Source organism: Klebsiella sp. BDA134-6 (assembly GCF_015601345.1).
Lineage (GTDB): Bacteria > Pseudomonadota > Gammaproteobacteria > Enterobacterales > Enterobacteriaceae > Klebsiella > Klebsiella grimontii.
In genome coordinates this window covers 4,655,870-4,669,972 of record NZ_CP064784.1, presented here as the reverse complement: position 1 = coordinate 4,669,972, position 14,103 = coordinate 4,655,870, and the positions used below count along the sequence as shown (strand labels likewise).

General features: G+C 61.6%; 15 protein-coding genes. 9 read left to right on the top strand and 6 right to left on the bottom strand.

Translation table 11 applies throughout. The features are described 5' to 3' along the window. Positions 1-89: 89 nt before the first annotated feature. The 6 genes from flhA to hypA all read right to left on the bottom strand — a co-directional run bounded on the left by flhA (position 90) and on the right by hypA (position 6,010). The gene (flhA, locus tag IYV58_RS21525; protein WP_004124140.1) at positions 90-2,162 is read right to left on the bottom strand and encodes a formate hydrogenlyase transcriptional activator FlhA; all 2,073 of its coding nucleotides are present in this window, start codon (positions 2,160-2,162) and stop codon (positions 90-92) included. Between the two features lie 231 nt (positions 2,163-2,393). After that, positions 2,394-3,404 (bottom strand): hydrogenase expression/formation protein HypE, encoded by a 1,011-nt coding sequence (hypE, locus tag IYV58_RS21520; protein WP_004124137.1) that lies wholly within the window; start codon positions 3,402-3,404, stop codon positions 2,394-2,396. Further along, positions 3,401-4,522 carry a hydrogenase formation protein HypD gene (gene hypD, locus IYV58_RS21515; RefSeq protein ID WP_142445175.1) on the bottom strand — a complete coding sequence of 374 codons (1,122 nt, stop codon included), beginning with the start codon at positions 4,520-4,522 and terminating at the stop codon, positions 3,401-3,403. The genes hypE and hypD overlap by 4 nt, the downstream gene beginning before the upstream one ends. Further along, entirely contained in the window at positions 4,523-4,795 is a 273-nt protein-coding gene (locus IYV58_RS21510) for a HypC/HybG/HupF family hydrogenase formation chaperone (protein WP_004104861.1), read from the bottom strand. Continuing rightward, entirely contained in the window at positions 4,786-5,658 is an 873-nt protein-coding gene (hypB, locus tag IYV58_RS21505) for a hydrogenase nickel incorporation protein HypB (protein WP_004124116.1), read from the bottom strand. Before hypB ends, IYV58_RS21510 begins: the two co-directional genes overlap by 10 nt. A gap of 7 nt (positions 5,659-5,665) precedes the next feature. Next, positions 5,666-6,010, bottom strand: coding sequence for a hydrogenase maturation nickel metallochaperone HypA (gene hypA, locus IYV58_RS21500; RefSeq protein ID WP_139529008.1), 345 nt, complete (start codon positions 6,008-6,010; stop codon positions 5,666-5,668). Between the two features lie 208 nt (positions 6,011-6,218). On the opposite strand from hypA, the gene hycA reads away from it, so the two are divergent. The 9 genes from hycA to hycI all read left to right on the top strand — a co-directional run bounded on the left by hycA (position 6,219) and on the right by hycI (position 14,039). Beyond that, positions 6,219-6,668 carry a formate hydrogenlyase regulator HycA gene (gene hycA, locus IYV58_RS21495; RefSeq protein ID WP_004124100.1) on the top strand — a complete coding sequence of 150 codons (450 nt, stop codon included), beginning with the start codon at positions 6,219-6,221 and terminating at the stop codon, positions 6,666-6,668. A gap of 82 nt (positions 6,669-6,750) precedes the next feature. Further along, positions 6,751-7,359 (top strand): 4Fe-4S dicluster domain-containing protein, encoded by a 609-nt coding sequence (locus IYV58_RS21490; protein ID WP_004124097.1) that lies wholly within the window; start codon positions 6,751-6,753, stop codon positions 7,357-7,359. Continuing rightward, positions 7,356-9,182 carry a formate hydrogenlyase subunit 3 gene (gene hycC, locus IYV58_RS21485; protein ID WP_087829800.1) on the top strand — a complete coding sequence of 609 codons (1,827 nt, stop codon included), beginning with the start codon at positions 7,356-7,358 and terminating at the stop codon, positions 9,180-9,182. The genes IYV58_RS21490 and hycC overlap by 4 nt, the downstream gene beginning before the upstream one ends. Positions 9,183-9,184: 2 nt before the next feature. Next, the gene (locus IYV58_RS21480; protein WP_195729250.1) at positions 9,185-10,108 is read left to right on the top strand and encodes a respiratory chain complex I subunit 1 family protein; all 924 of its coding nucleotides are present in this window, start codon (positions 9,185-9,187) and stop codon (positions 10,106-10,108) included. Between the two features lie 17 nt (positions 10,109-10,125). Continuing rightward, positions 10,126-11,835 carry a formate hydrogenlyase subunit HycE gene (gene hycE / locus IYV58_RS21475; protein WP_004124089.1) on the top strand — a complete coding sequence of 570 codons (1,710 nt, stop codon included), beginning with the start codon at positions 10,126-10,128 and terminating at the stop codon, positions 11,833-11,835. A 9-nt stretch (positions 11,836-11,844) separates the two neighbouring features. After that, positions 11,845-12,387, top strand: coding sequence for a formate hydrogenlyase complex iron-sulfur subunit (locus IYV58_RS21470; RefSeq protein WP_004124086.1), 543 nt, complete (start codon positions 11,845-11,847; stop codon positions 12,385-12,387). Then, on the top strand, positions 12,387-13,154 hold the full coding sequence (locus IYV58_RS21465; RefSeq protein ID WP_004124084.1) for an NADH-quinone oxidoreductase subunit B family protein: 768 nt from the start codon (positions 12,387-12,389) through the stop codon (positions 13,152-13,154). Before IYV58_RS21470 ends, IYV58_RS21465 begins: the two co-directional genes overlap by 1 nt. After that, entirely contained in the window at positions 13,151-13,561 is a 411-nt protein-coding gene (locus IYV58_RS21460; protein ID WP_004124082.1) for a formate hydrogenlyase maturation HycH family protein, read from the top strand. The genes IYV58_RS21465 and IYV58_RS21460 overlap by 4 nt, the downstream gene beginning before the upstream one ends. Next, entirely contained in the window at positions 13,554-14,039 is a 486-nt protein-coding gene (hycI, locus tag IYV58_RS21455) for a hydrogenase maturation peptidase HycI (RefSeq protein WP_004124080.1), read from the top strand. The genes IYV58_RS21460 and hycI overlap by 8 nt, the downstream gene beginning before the upstream one ends. Positions 14,040-14,103: the final 64 nt, after the last annotated feature.

The window sequence follows — 14,103 nt, the reverse complement described above, 5'->3', positions numbered from 1 at the left end:
TTATCATTGATGAGCGGCGGGTAACGCGAGTTGTCTCACAGAACGCTGTTTCATTAAAATCAAAATGAAACAGCGTTCTGAAGATGTGCCTACTGCAGCTGGTCTTTATGAATACCCAAGCGTTTCATGCGCGAAAGCAGAGTAGTGCGCTTTAACCCCAGGCGCTGGGCCGCGCCCTTCGGTCCGGCGACCACGCCGTTGCTCTCTTTCAGCACCCGGACAATCAGCTGGTATTCATCTTCGCCTTCCTCCGGCAGTACTTCCGCCGCCAGCGGCTCCGGCTCGATGCTCATTTCCGGCAAGGAGAGCTGCAGCACGCTGCCGCGGGTCAGCAGCACCGCGCGCTCAATGACGTTTTCCAGTTCACGCACGTTGCCCGGCCACTCCATGCGGCTGAGAAGGCGCAGCGTTTCCGCCGGAATGCTGTCGATATTGCGTCCCAGACGGCGGGCGATTTTAAAGGTGAAGGCCTTCACCAGTAGCGGAATATCGTCCGGACGCTCGCGCAGCGGCGGCAGGTGGATCGGAAAAACGTTCAGCCGATAGTAGAGATCGCTGCGAAATTCGCGATCGGCGACCATCTGCTTAAGATCGCGGTTGGTCGCGGCGATCAGGCGCACGTCGGTATGAATCAGCTTATTGCTGCCGAGACGCTCGAACTCCTGCTCCTGCAACACGCGCAGCAGCTTCGGCTGTAGCTCAACCGGCATATCGCCCACTTCATCAAGGAAAAGCGAGCTTTTGTCCGCCAGTTCGAAACGGCCGATACGCTGGGCGCTGGCGCCGGTGAAAGCGCCGCGCTCGTGGCCAAACAGGTCGCTTTCCAGCAGCCCGGCGGGCATCGCCGCGCAGTTCATTTTGACCATCCGCCGGCTATTGCGGCCGCTCAGATTATGAATAGCGCGGGCAATCAGCTCCTTACCGGTGCCGGTTTCGCCGAGGATCAGCACCGTGCTGTCGCTCTGCGCCACCATCTCCACCTGCTTGAGCACGCTGTTCATCGCCTCGCTGCGGCCAATGATTTCGCCAAACTCGCTCTCCACGTTGTTGAGCTGTTCGGTCAGGGCGAGGTTCTCATCGACCAGCCGCTCTTTCAGGCGCTGAATTTCGCGGTAGGCGAGGGCGTTGTCGATGGCGATCGAGACGCGCTCGGCGATTTGCCGCAGCAGCTTAAGGTTGGTGGTGGTGAAGACTTTCTCATCGCACTGCGCCAGCTTTAGCACCCCGAGCAGGGTATTGCCGGACATTAACGGCAGCAGGCACAGGGTCTGAATTTTGTTATCCCACATCTCGAAAAGCATTTTTTCGTACGGCGCCAGCGGATCATGCTCGTGCAGATTGAGCAGCAGCATCTCTTTGCTTTTGAAGACCCGCTCGGTCAGGGTGCCGGCTTCATCCACTTCGCTCTGGTCGTGCACCGGATGGCTGGCGTCGAGGTAGTGGGTGGAGTAGATGTTGAGCTTGCCTTTGCGGTTGCTGCGCAGCACCACGCTGATGGCGTCGATGCGGAAGTAGCGGTGGATCTCTTTGGCCACTTCGCTGACCAGCTCGTCGATATCCAGCCGCGAGAGCACGGCGTTGGTGATCGCCACGAGGATGCGGAAGTTATCGCGCTCGTGGCACAGCAGGTCGTAATCGACGTTGTTGCTGACCCGGCTCTGGATCTGCTCGGTGACCACGGCGACGATTTGCGTAAAAGTGTGTAGCCGCTGGTACTCTTTTTCAGTCCATGGGCGGTTGTCGTCGCGAATAAATTCGCAGCCGCCGAAGATGCGGCCTTCCGCCGCCAGCGGCAGCAGGCAGTAATAGCCAAAGGTGGGATAGAGTCCGCTTCGGGCGAGCTGCGGCCATGTCTCGGCAAAGGTGGCGCGATCGCAATGCAGCGCATCCGGTCGGGACAGCAGGCGTCGAACCGGGCCGTTGGCGAGGACGGTTTCATCTTCGTAGCTCACCGGATGTCCGGCATCGTCGCAGGCGTGCCTTGTCGCGCGATGGTTGCCGGAATGCCACAGAATAATCGCCGCCCGGTCGGCGAGCGCGGACTGCTGCACCAGGCCGGTCAGCGTCTCGCTCAGCGCGGCCAGATCCGGCTGCTGTAATAAAATGCGGGTGATATCAAACAGACCCTGCTGCCCAAGATCGCCCATCGGTGTATACGACATTGCTTAAGTCCAAAAGCGCCGCAAAGCGGCGCAGAAGAAAGTGATGACACAAATAATAGTCTGTTTATAAAGCGGTTGTTACCGCCGTCCACCCATCCGCGGTTGCCCGCGGGTTTGGGCGGGATAATCATGCTGGTTTTGCCCGGCTCGCGCTGCGCTTAGCCGGGCTACAGGTGTGCGCAGTTTTGTAGCCCGGATAAGGCGTTAGCCGCAATCCGGGGTCCCGCACCGTTAACAAATTCTCGGCAGCGGCTCGGCGTGAGGAAGATCCAGCGTACGTTTGACGCCGTACAGGCCGATGGAGCGCACGCCCGCGCGCGGCACGACCTCGCCGATTATCGCCGCATCGCGGCCTAACGGATGGGACCGTAAATGCGCAAGTACGCTTTCCGCCGCCTCGCGGGCGACGGCGATCAACAGCTTGCCTTCGTTGGCAAAATTAAGCGCGTCCAGCCCCAGCAGCTCGCAGACGCCGCGCACGGTCTCGTTCACCGGCAGCTTATTCTCATGCAGCTCAATCCCGCAGCCGCTGGCGGCGGCGAACTCGTGGGCCACCGCGTTAACCCCGCCGCGGGTGGCATCGCGCAGGGCTTTCACGCCAGCGACGTCGCGCAGCGTCTGAATCAAGGGCGTCAGCACCGCGCAGTCGCTGGACAGCGCGCCGTCCAGCCCCATCTGCTCGCGCAGGTTAAGAATCGTCGCCCCGTGATCGCCAAGCGTACCGCTGACCAGCAGCACGTCGCCGGCGCTAATCTGCTGCGCGCCCCAGCGAATACCGGTGGGGATCACGCCGATCCCGGCGGTATTGATAAACAGCTTATCCGCCGCCCCGCGCGGCACCACTTTGGTATCGCCGGTAACAATGGCGATACCGGCCTCCCGGGCGGTCTGCGCCATGCTGTTCACCACCGCTTCGAGGGTGGCCATCTCCAGCCCCTCTTCGAGAATAAACCCGCAGGAGAGATAGCGCGGCAGCGCGCCGCTCACCGCTACATCGTTCGCCGTACCGCACACCGCCAGCTTGCCGATATTACCGCCGGGGAAAAACAGCGGATCGATAACGTAGCTGTCGGTGGAGAAGGCGAGCCTGTCGCCCTGCGCGCTAAGCTGAGCGAGATCGAGACGCGCCTGATCTTCCTGCTCCGCCAGCCAGGGGTTGGCGAAAGCCTGCATAAACAGGTCGCCGATCAGCTGCTGCATCGCCTGACCGCCGCTACCGTGGGCTAACTGAACGCTTTTCATGCTTCGATTTCCTGACTGCGATATTGATACCAGGCGGCGCAGGCGCCTTCCGATGAGACCATCAGCGCGCCGAACGCGCTCTGCGGGTTGCAGGTCTTGCCGAACAACGGGCACTGGTGCGGCTTACAGCGGCCGGTCAGCACCTCGCCGCAGCGGGCGCGAGGGTCGTCGCTGACCCGCTGCGGCGCCGGGCGGAAATGCGCCTCGGCGTCGAAACGCTGGTATGCCGTCGTCAGATGCACGCCGGAGTCGCTAATCACCCCCAGCCCGCGCCACTCGCTATCGCCGCTAAGGCAAAACACCTCGGCGATGGCCGACTGCGCCAGCGGATTGCCCGCATCGGGCACCACCCGGCGATACTGGTTCTCCACGTCGCTGTGCCGCGCTATTGTCTGCTCAACCAGCATCACCGCGCCTTGCAGTAGATCAAGCGGTTCGAATCCTGCCACCACCAAAGGACGATGATAGTCGCTGGCGATAAAACCGTAGGCGTCGGTGCCAATCACCATGCTGACGTGACCGGGGGCGAGAAACGCGTCGATACCGTTATCCGGCTGGTCGAGCAGGCTGCGCAGGGTCGGCAGCAGGGTGATGTGCTGGCAGAAAAAGTAGAAGTTGGCGACGCCGCGCTCGCGGGCCTGACGCAGGGTCAGGGCGGTGGCGGGCATCGTCGTTTCAAAACCGAGTCCGAAGAACACTACTTCACGCTCGGGGTTCTGCTGCGCCAGCTTAAGGGCATCCATCGGTGAATAGACGATGCGGACGTCGGCGCCGCGCGATTTCGCCTGCAGCAGCGAGCCGTTTTTTCCCGGCACGCGCATGGCGTCGCCAAAGGTGCAGAAAATCACCCCCGGACGGCTGGCGATATCGATACAGGCGTCAATGCGTCCCATCGGCAGCACGCACACCGGGCAGCCGGGCCCGTGAATAAACTCGATATTTTCCGGCAGCAGCTGGTCGAGGCCAAATTTAAAAATGGCGTGGGTATGGCCGCCGCACACTTCCATAATGCGCAGCGGACGGTCGGCGGTATGCGGTAGAAGGCGCGCGCGCTGCCGGAGATGTTCCACCAGCTGCATCACCTGTTCCGGGGCGCGGTATTCATCGACATAACGCATTTACCGCTCCTCGCCGTACAGCAGCGCGCCGACGTCCGGCTCGACTTCAAACATATTTTGCAGCGCTTCGAGGGTGTCGCGGGCTTCGGCTTCGTTGATGACGCTCATGGCGAAACCCACGTGGACCAGCACCCACTGGCCGAGACGCGGCTGGCCGCGATCGTCGACCGCGCCCACCAGGGTCAGGTCGACTTCGCGCTGAATACCGCACACTTCTACCTTCGCCAGATTGCCGTCAATGGCGCAGATTTGTCCGGGAATGCCTATGCACATTGTTGCGTCTCCAGCCAGCTAAGCCACTGGTCCATGCCTTCGCCGCTGGTGGCGGAGAGCAGGATGATGTCAATATCCGGGTTCACCTCGCGGGCGCAGGCCAGACACTTCTCCACGTCAAAGTTGAGATACGGCAGCAGGTCGATCTTGTTAAGCACCATCAGGCTGGCGGCGGCGAACATATGCGGATATTTCAGCGGTTTGTCTTCGCCTTCGGTGACCGACAGTACTGCCACTTTATGACGTTCGCCGAGGTCAAAGCTCGCCGGGCACACCAGGTTGCCGACATTTTCGATAAACAGGATCCCACGGTCATTCAGCGGCAGGCGCGGCGCGGCGTCGGCGATCATTTGCGCGTCGAGATGGCAGCCTTTGCCGGTGTTGACCTGAATAGCAGGTGTGCCGGTGGCGCGGATGCGCGCGGCGTCGTTCACCGTTTGCTGATCGCCTTCAATCACCGCGCAGGCGGTTTTCGCTTTCAGCCGCAGCAGGGTTTCCGTCAGCAGGGTAGTTTTGCCGGAGCCGGGGCTGGAGACCAGGTTCAGCACCAGCTGGTTTTTAGCGGCGAAGCGCGCGCGGTTGCGGGCGGCCAGACGGTTGTTTTTATCCAGCACGTCGATTTCCACTTCCAGCATCCGCCGCTGGCTCTGGCCCGGCGCGTGGGTACCCGCCTCGCCGTGACCGTAGTGCAGGTCGCCCACCGCCGAGCGGGTAGGGGAAAAGTTATCGGTTTTCACGCCGGTAATGTTCATCATCCGGCGCGGGGCGGGCGCGAAGGGGGCGCTGCGAAACGCCGAATGCGGGTTATGCTCATCGCCTTCTATATAAAGGTTGCCTTCACCGCAGCCGCAGGTTGTACACATAATCTTATTACTCCACTTCTAGTCGCTGAATCTGTAAGCCGTCATCCGCCACGATTTGCAGCCGGTCGCTCTGACACTGCGGGCAGCGGCGCACGTGCTGCGAGATGAGATGCACGTACTGCTGGCAGGTTTCACACCAGCATTCAGCCTGTTGTTCGGCGATATGCAGCTCGCAGCCTTCCGCCAGCGTGCCGCGGCACACCAGCTCAAAGCAGAAGGCCAGCGCGCTGGCCTCCACGCAGGAAAACGCCCCGACCTTCAGCCACACGCCGGTGACCCGACGCGCGCCGGCCTGCTGCGCCTGCTGTTCGATAATTTCCAGCGCCCGCTGGCTAAGGGTGATTTCGTGCATGGTGCCTCCGTATCGCGATGGCCCTTTAATGCAATAACGATGCCAGGTCACAAGTAATGTCACGAAAATGTCGATGACGCGCGTCAGACATCGTCATCGACATGTCTTTCTGCCGGCCGGTATTTAATAAATTATTTTAAAATCAACTAATTAAATATTGGCATGAAAAGTGCTTAACCGGTGAATCTCATACAACGGGGGATCCGGGATGACTATTTGGGAATTAAGTGAAAAGGCGGACTACATCGCCGATCGTCACCGCCAGCATCAGGAGCAGTGGCACACCTATTGCAACTCGCTGGTACAGGGAATAACCCTGTCGAAAGCGCGTCTGCATCACGCCATGAGCTGCGCGCCGGATAAAGAACTGTGCTTCGTACTGTTTGGCCATTTTCAGGTCTACGTCGCGCTGGCGGAAGGGTTTAACAGCCACACCATCGAGTATTACGTGGAAACCAAAAACGGCGACGACAGGCATCTGATCGCTCAGGCCACGCTGGGCGCGGATGGCACTATCGATGGCCGGATCAGCAACCGCGATCGCGAGCAGGTTCTCGAGCACTATCTGGCGACTATCGCCAGCGTTTACGACCGTCTCTACGAGGCTATCGAACAAGACCAGCCGGTGGATTTAAGCCACCTGACGCTGGCCCGTTAATCGTCAGGTGTCGACAAGTGTCGAAGCTGACACCTGCGCAACCTGTTTTCGTCAAAAATGACTTTCACCTGAGGATGACCCGGTGAACCGTTTTGTAATTGCTGACTCCACCGTCTGTATCGGCTGTCGCACCTGCGAAGCCGCCTGCGCTGAGACTCACCGCCAGCATGGCCTGCAAGCCATGCCCCGGCTGCATTTAATGCGCAATGAAAAAGAATCCGCGCCGCAGATGTGCCACCAATGTGAAGATGCGCCCTGCGCCGCCGTCTGCCCGGTTAACGCCATTAATCGCGTCGATGGCGCGGTGCAGCTCAATGAGAGCCTGTGCGTAAGCTGCAAGCTGTGCGGCATCGCCTGTCCGTTCGGCGCCATTGAGTTTTCCGGCAGCCGTCCGCTGGATATGCCGGCTAACGCCAATACCCCCCTGGCCCCCGCCGCGCCGCCGGCGCCGGCCCGCGTCAGCTCGCTGCTCGACTGGGTGCCGGGCGTGCGCGCCATCGCCGTCAAATGCGACCTGTGCCACTTCGACGAGCAGGGCCCGGCGTGCGTTCGCACCTGCCCGACTAACGCGCTGCTGCTGGTGGATATCCGCGATATCGCCCAGGCCAGCAAGCGTAAGCGGCAGCTGACCTTTAATACCGATCTCGGCGATCTGTCGCTGTTCCAGGCGCAACAAGGGGACGTGAAATGAGTGTGATTTCCTTAGTGAATCAGGCGGTGGCCTGGTACGCCGCCAGCGCGGTGCTGGCGTTTCTGTTCGCCCTGCGCAAACCGCTGAGCGGGGCGATCGCCGGGATCGGCGGCGCGGTCGCCAGCGCGATGCTGGTGCTGGCGGGCGGAACGGCGCTGCTAATGCCGGAGCGCGTCAACGGCGGTATGCTGCAGATGCTGCACCTGACCCTGCGCGTGGGCGGCGTCAACGCGCTGTGGCTGTTGGCGATCGGCCTCTCGGCGCTGCCGATTTCGCTGTTCAATATCGCCTGGCATCGCCATCCGCAGGTCAAAGCGAACGGCCTGCTGGTGAACCTGTTGCTGGCCGCTGCGACCTGCGCGGTGGTGGTGACGAACTTCGGCGCGCTGGTGGTGATGGCGGAGATTATGGCGCTCTGCGCCGCGTTTCTTACCGGCTGCGCGCAGTCCGGCAAGCTGTGGTTTGCGCTGGGGCGTCTGGGTACGCTGCTGATGGCGTGGAGCTGCTGGCTGGTCTGGTCGTCCTACGGCACCCTTGAGCTGGCGCAGATTACCCAACAGGCGATGGCGGCGCCGCAGAACGCGCTGCTGTGGCTGCCGGGCCTGGTTGGTTTTGCGCTGCTGGCTGGGGTCATTCCGCTGCACGGCTGGGCGCCGCAGGCTCACGCCGGCGCCAGCGCGCCAGCCGCCGCGCTGTTTTCCACGGTGGTGATGAAAGTCGGTCTCTACGGCATCCTGACGGTGTCGCTGGCCGGTAGCGTACCGCCGCTGTGGTGGGGGGTAATGCTGCTGGTGCTGGGCATGATCACCGCCTTCGTCGGCGGACTGTACGCCCTGATGGAGCACAATATTCAGCGCCTGCTGGCGTACCACACTCTGGAAAACATCGGCATTATCCTGCTCGGCCTCGGGGCGTTCGTCACCGGCGTGGCGACCCATAACCCGACTCTGATGGTGCTGGGTTTTATCGGCGGCATGTATCACCTGATCAACCATAGCCTGTTTAAAACCACCCTGTTCCTCGGCGCGGGGGCGGTGTGGTTCCGTACCGGCCATCGCGATATCGAGAAGCTCGGCGGCATCGGCAAGAAGATGCCGCTGATTTCGCTCTCCATGCTGGTGGGCCTGATGGCGATGGCCGCGCTACCGCCGCTGAACGGCTTCGCCGGGGAGTGGGTAATCTATCAGTCCTTCTTTAAGTTGAGCACCGGCGACGCGTTTGTTGGTCGCCTGCTCGGACCGCTGCTGGCGGTGGGCCTGGCGATTACCGGCGCCCTGGCGGTGATGTGTATGGCGAAAGTCTACGGCGTCACCTTCCTCGGCGCGCCGCGTAGCAAAGAGGCGGAAAACGCCACCTGCGCGCCGGGGCTGATGACCTTTAGCGTGGTGCTGGCCGCCGTCTGCTGCGTGATTGGCGGGGTTGCCGCGCCGTGGCTGCTGCCGCTGGTGAGCGGGGCGTTTCCGGTGCAGGCGGAGGTCTCCAGCGTGGTGTCTCAGCCGCTGATCGCCATTCTGCTGATCGCCTGCCCGCTGCTGCCGCTGCTGCTGATGATCTTCTTTAAGGGCGATCGCCTGCCGGCGCGCTCCCGCGGCGCGGCCTGGGTCTGCGGCTACGACCATGAGAAATCCATGGTGGTGACCGCCCACGGTTTCGCCATGCCGGTAAAAGAAGCCTTTGCGCCGATCCTCAAGCTTCGCCACTGGCTGAATCCGGTGCGCCTGGTGCCCGGCTGGCAGAGCGCCTCCGCGCCTGCGCTGTTTCGCGGCGTGGCGCTGGTTGAGCTGGCGGTACTGGTGGTGATTGTGATTTCCCGAGGAGCCTGAGAATGAGCGTATTAATTGCATTGCTGCAGGCGCTGGTGCTGTTCGCCGCCGCGCCGCTGTTGTCCGGGGTGACCCGCGTCGCCCGCGCGCGTCTGCATAACCGCCGCGGTCCGGGCGTGCTGCAGGAGTACCGGGATATCGTGAAACTGCTGGGCCGCCAGAGCGTTGGCCCGGACGCCTCCGGCTGGGTCTTCCGCCTGACGCCGTACGTGATGGTCGGCGTGATGCTGACCATCGCCACCGCGCTGCCGGTGGTGACCGTTGATTCGCCGATGGCGGGGCTGGGCGACCTGATCACCCTGCTCTACCTGTTCGCTATCGCCCGCTTCTTCTTCGCTATTTCCGGCCTTGATACCGGCAGCCCGTTTACCGCTATCGGTGCCAGCCGCGAAGCGATGCTCGGCGTGCTGGTGGAGCCTATCCTGCTGCTCGGCCTGTGGGTCGCGGCGCAGGTCGCCGGTTCCACCCATATCAGCAGCATCACCGACACCATTTACCACTGGCCTGTCGCCCGCACTCTTCCGCTAATTCTGGCGCTGTGCGCCTGCGCCTTCGCCACTTTTATCGAAATGGGCAAGCTGCCGTTCGACCTGGCGGAAGCGGAGCAGGAGCTTCAGGAAGGCCCGCTCTCGGAATACAGCGGCAGCGGCTTCGGCGTGCTGAAGTGGGGCATTAGCCTCAAACAGCTGGTGGTCCTGCAAATGTTCGTCGGCGTATTTATCCCGTGGGGACAGATGACCAGCTTTAGCGTCGGCGGTCTGCTGCTGGCGCTGATGGTTGCCGTCATCAAGCTGGTGCTTGGCGTGCTGGTGATTGCGCTGTTCGAAAACAGCATGGCGCGTCTGCGCTTTTGCGCCACCTCCCGCGTCACCTGGGCCGGGTTTGGTTTTGCCTTTTTAGCCTTCGTCTCCTTGCTGGTGGCGTGATTTAAGAGAGTTTGAGCATGTCTGAAGAAAAAATCGGTCAACACTATCTCGCCGCGCTGCATCAGGCCTTTCCGGGCGTGGTGCTGGATGAAGCCTGGCAGACCAAAGACCAGTTGACGGTCACGGTAAAGGTCAACTACCTGCCGGAAGTGGTCGAGTTCCTGTACTACAAGCAGGGCGGCTGGCTGTCGGTGCTGTTCGGCAACGACGAACGCAAGCTCAACGGCCACTACGCCGTCTACTACGTGCTGTCGATGGAGCAGGGCACGAAGTGCTGGATCACCGTGCGCGTGGAAGTGGACGCCAATAAACCCGAGTATCCGTCGGTGACGCCGCGCGTGCCTGCCGCCGTGTGGGGCGAGCGCGAAGTGCGCGATATGTACGGTCTGATCCCGGTCGGTCTGCCGGACGAGCGCCGGCTGGTGCTGCCGGACGACTGGCCGGATGAACTCTATCCGCTGCGTAAAGACAGCATGGACTACCGCCAGCGTCCGGCGCCGACCACCGACGCGGAAACCTACGAGTTTATCAACGAGCTGGGCAGCAAGAAAAACAACGTGGTGCCGATTGGCCCGCTGCATGTCACCTCCGACGAACCGGGCCACTTCCGCCTGTTCGTTGACGGCGAAAATATTATCGATGCCGACTACCGCCTGTTCTACGTCCATCGCGGGATGGAAAAGCTGGCGGAAACCCGGATGGGCTACAACGAAGTCACCTTCCTGTCGGACCGCGTGTGCGGTATCTGCGGCTTCGCCCACAGCACCGCCTACACCACCTCGGTGGAGAACGCGATGGGCATTGTGGTGCCGGAGCGCGCGCAAATGATCCGCGCCATTCTGCTGGAGGTGGAGCGCCTGCACTCGCACCTGCTGAACCTCGGACTCGCCTGCCACTTTACCGGCTTCGACTCCGGGTTTATGCAATTCTTCCGCGTGCGCGAAACCTCAATGAAGATGGCGGAAATTCTTACCGGGGCGCGTAAAACCTACGGCCTGAACCTGATTGGCGGCATTCGTCGCGATCTGCTGAAAGAGGACATGATCCAGACCCGCCAGCTGGCGCAGCAGATGCGCCGCGACGTGCAGGAGCTGGTGGATATGCTGCTCAGCACGCCGAATATGGAGCAGCGTACCGTGGGTATTGGTCGTCTCGACCCACAAATCGCCCGCGACTTCAGCAACGTTGGCCCGATGGTGCGCGCCAGCGGCCACGCCCGTGATACCCGCGCCGACCACCCGTTTGTCGGCTACGGCCTGTTGCCGATGGAAGTGCACAGCGAGCAGGGCTGCGATGTCATCTCGCGCCTCAAGGTGCGCATCAACGAAGTTTACACCGCGCTGAACATGATCGACTTCGGCCTCGATAACCTGCCGGGCGGCCCGCTGATGGTGGAAGGCTTCACCTATATTCCGCACCGCTTCGCGCTCGGCTTCTCGGAAGCGCCGCGCGGGGATGATATCCACTGGAGCATGACCGGCGACAACCAGAAGCTGTACCGCTGGCGCTGCCGGGCGGCGACCTACGCCAACTGGCCGACCCTGCGCTATATGCTGCGCGGCAATACCGTCTCCGACGCGCCGCTGATTATCGGCAGCCTCGACCCGTGCTACTCCTGTACCGACCGCATGACCGTGGTCGACGTGCGCAAGAAGAAAAGCAAAGTGGTGCCATACAAAGAGCTGGAGCGCTACAGCATCGAGCGTAAGAACTCGCCGCTGAAATAAGGAATCGCCATGTTTACCTTTATTAAAAAAGTCATCAAAACCGGCACCGCGACGCACTCATACCCGCTGGAGCCGATGCCGGTGGATAAAAACTTCCGCGGCAAACCGGAGCATAATCCGCAGCAGTGCATCGGCTGCGCCGCCTGCGTTAACGCCTGCCCGTCGAACGCCCTGACGGTGGAGACCGATCTGGCCACCAATCAACTGGGGTGGCAGTTCAACCTCGGGCGCTGCATCTTCTGCGGACGCTGCGAAGAGGTCTGCCCGACGGCGGCGATTAGGCTCTCTCAGGAGTACGAGCTGGCGGTGTGGAAAAAAGAGGATTTCCTCCAGCAGTCGCGTTTTGCCATCTGCCACTGTCGGGTATGTGAACGGCCGTTCGCCGTACAGAAAGAGATCGACTACGCCATCGCGCTGCTCAAACACAACGGCGACAGCCGCGCCGAGCTGCATCGCGAAAGTTTTGAGACCTGCCCGGAGTGTAAACGCCAGAAGTGCCTGGTGCCGTCCGACCGTATTGAACTGACTCGCCATATGAGAGAGGCCAGCTGATGAGCAATTTATTAGGCCCGCGCGATGAAAACGGCATTCCGGTGCCGATGACGGTGGATGAATCCATCGCCAGCATGAAGGCCTCGCTGCTGAAAAAAATTAAGCGTTCCGCCTACGTCTATCGGGTGGACTGCGGCGGCTGCAACGGCTGCGAAATCGAGATTTTCGCTACCCTGTCGCCGCTGTTCGACGCCGAGCGTTTTGGTATCAAAGTGGTGCCGTCGCCGCGTCACGCCGATATTCTGCTGTTTACCGGGGCGGTGACCCGGGCGATGCGCTCTCCCGCGCTGCGCGCGTGGCAGTCCGCGCCGGACCCGAAAATCTGTATCTCCTACGGCGCCTGCGGCAACAGCGGCGGCATTTTCCACGACCTCTATTGCGTGTGGGGCGGGACCGATAAAATCGTGCCGGTAGACGTCTATATTCCCGGCTGCCCGCCGACGCCTGCCGCGACGCTGTACGGCTTCGCGATGGCGCTGGGCCTGCTGGAGCAGAAAATCCACGCCCGTCTGCCGGGCGAGCAGGATGAACGGCCGACCGAGCTTCTGCACCCGGATATGGTACAGCCGCTGCGGGTGCGCATTGACCGCGAAGCGCGTCGCCTGGCGGGCTATCGCTATGGTCGCCAGATTGCCGACGACTATATGCGCCTGCTGGCGCAGGGCGATAGCCAGGTGGTGCGCTGGCTGGAGGCGGAAAAAGATCCGCGTCTGACCGAGATCGTCACCCATTTGAACCAGGTGGTCGAGGGAGCGCGTATCCGATGAGCGAGACGGTGGTGTTCAGTCAGCTGAGCCGTAAATTTATTGATGAGAACGACGCGACGCCTGACCAGGCGCAGCAGGTGGTCTATTACAGCCTGGCGATTGGCCACCACCTCGGCGTCATCGACTGCCTCGAGGCGGCGCTGAGCTGCCCGTGGCTGGCGTATCTGGCGTGGATTGCGACCCTCGAAGAGGGCAGCACCGCACGGCGCAAAATGGAAGGCGTGCCGAAGTACGGCGAGATCGTGATCGATAGCAATCATGTGACGATGCTGGCCAACGCTTTTGATAAAGCGCAGGCCCGGCAGACCCCCGAGCAGCAGGCGTGGAGCAAAACCCTGCTCAGCATGCTGCATGATATTCACCAGGAAAGCGCCATCTACCTGATGGTGAGGAGACTCCGTGACTGACGTTTTACTCTGTGTTGGCAATAGCATGATGGGCGACGACGGCGCAGGCCCGCTGCTGGCGGAGATGTGCGCGGCTAATCCCGTCGGCGAGTGGGTGGTGATTGACGGCGGCAGCGCGCCGGAAAACGATATTGTTGCTATTCGCGAGCTGCGCCCTGAGCGCCTGCTGATCGTCGATGCCACCGATATGGGGCTGAATCCCGGCGAGATCCGCATCGTCGACCCGGATGATATTGCCGAGATGTTTATGATGACTACCCACAATATGCCGCTCAACTATCTGATCGATCAGCTAAAAGAGGATATCGGCGAGGTGATTTTCTTAGGCATTCAGCCGGATATCGTCGGCTTTTATTACCCAATGACCCAGCCGATTAAGGACGCGGTCGAGGTGGTGTACGCGCGGCTTGATGGCTGGCAGGGGCAGGGCGGTTTTGCGGCACTTGAAGCCGCAGAGGAGCCGGCGTTCCCCGGCTAAGCGCAGCGCAAGCCGGGAGTTTGGTCAGGGGGAGCAAGTTTACTTTTTTCCCCGGGTCGCGGCG

Coding starts and splice junctions, on each gene's coding strand:
- flhA (WP_004124140.1), bottom strand. CDS start 2,162: ATGTCGTATACACCGATGGGCGATCTTGGGCAGCAGGGTCTGTTTGAT.
- hypE (WP_004124137.1), bottom strand. CDS start 3,404: ATGAAAAGCGTTCAGTTAGCCCACGGTAGCGGCGGTCAGGCGATGCAG.
- hypD (WP_142445175.1), bottom strand. CDS start 4,522: ATGCGTTATGTCGATGAATACCGCGCCCCGGAACAGGTGATGCAGCTG.
- IYV58_RS21510 (WP_004104861.1), bottom strand. CDS start 4,795: ATGTGCATAGGCATTCCCGGACAAATCTGCGCCATTGACGGCAATCTG.
- hypB (WP_004124116.1), bottom strand. CDS start 5,658: ATGTGTACAACCTGCGGCTGCGGTGAAGGCAACCTTTATATAGAAGGC.
- hypA (WP_139529008.1), bottom strand. CDS start 6,010: ATGCACGAAATCACCCTTAGCCAGCGGGCGCTGGAAATTATCGAACAG.
- hycA (WP_004124100.1), top strand. CDS start 6,219: ATGACTATTTGGGAATTAAGTGAAAAGGCGGACTACATCGCCGATCGT.
- hycC (WP_087829800.1), top strand. CDS start 7,356: ATGAGTGTGATTTCCTTAGTGAATCAGGCGGTGGCCTGGTACGCCGCC.
- IYV58_RS21480 (WP_195729250.1), top strand. CDS start 9,185: ATGAGCGTATTAATTGCATTGCTGCAGGCGCTGGTGCTGTTCGCCGCC.
- hycE (WP_004124089.1), top strand. CDS start 10,126: ATGTCTGAAGAAAAAATCGGTCAACACTATCTCGCCGCGCTGCATCAG.
- IYV58_RS21470 (WP_004124086.1), top strand. CDS start 11,845: ATGTTTACCTTTATTAAAAAAGTCATCAAAACCGGCACCGCGACGCAC.
- IYV58_RS21465 (WP_004124084.1), top strand. CDS start 12,387: ATGAGCAATTTATTAGGCCCGCGCGATGAAAACGGCATTCCGGTGCCG.
- IYV58_RS21460 (WP_004124082.1), top strand. CDS start 13,151: ATGAGCGAGACGGTGGTGTTCAGTCAGCTGAGCCGTAAATTTATTGAT.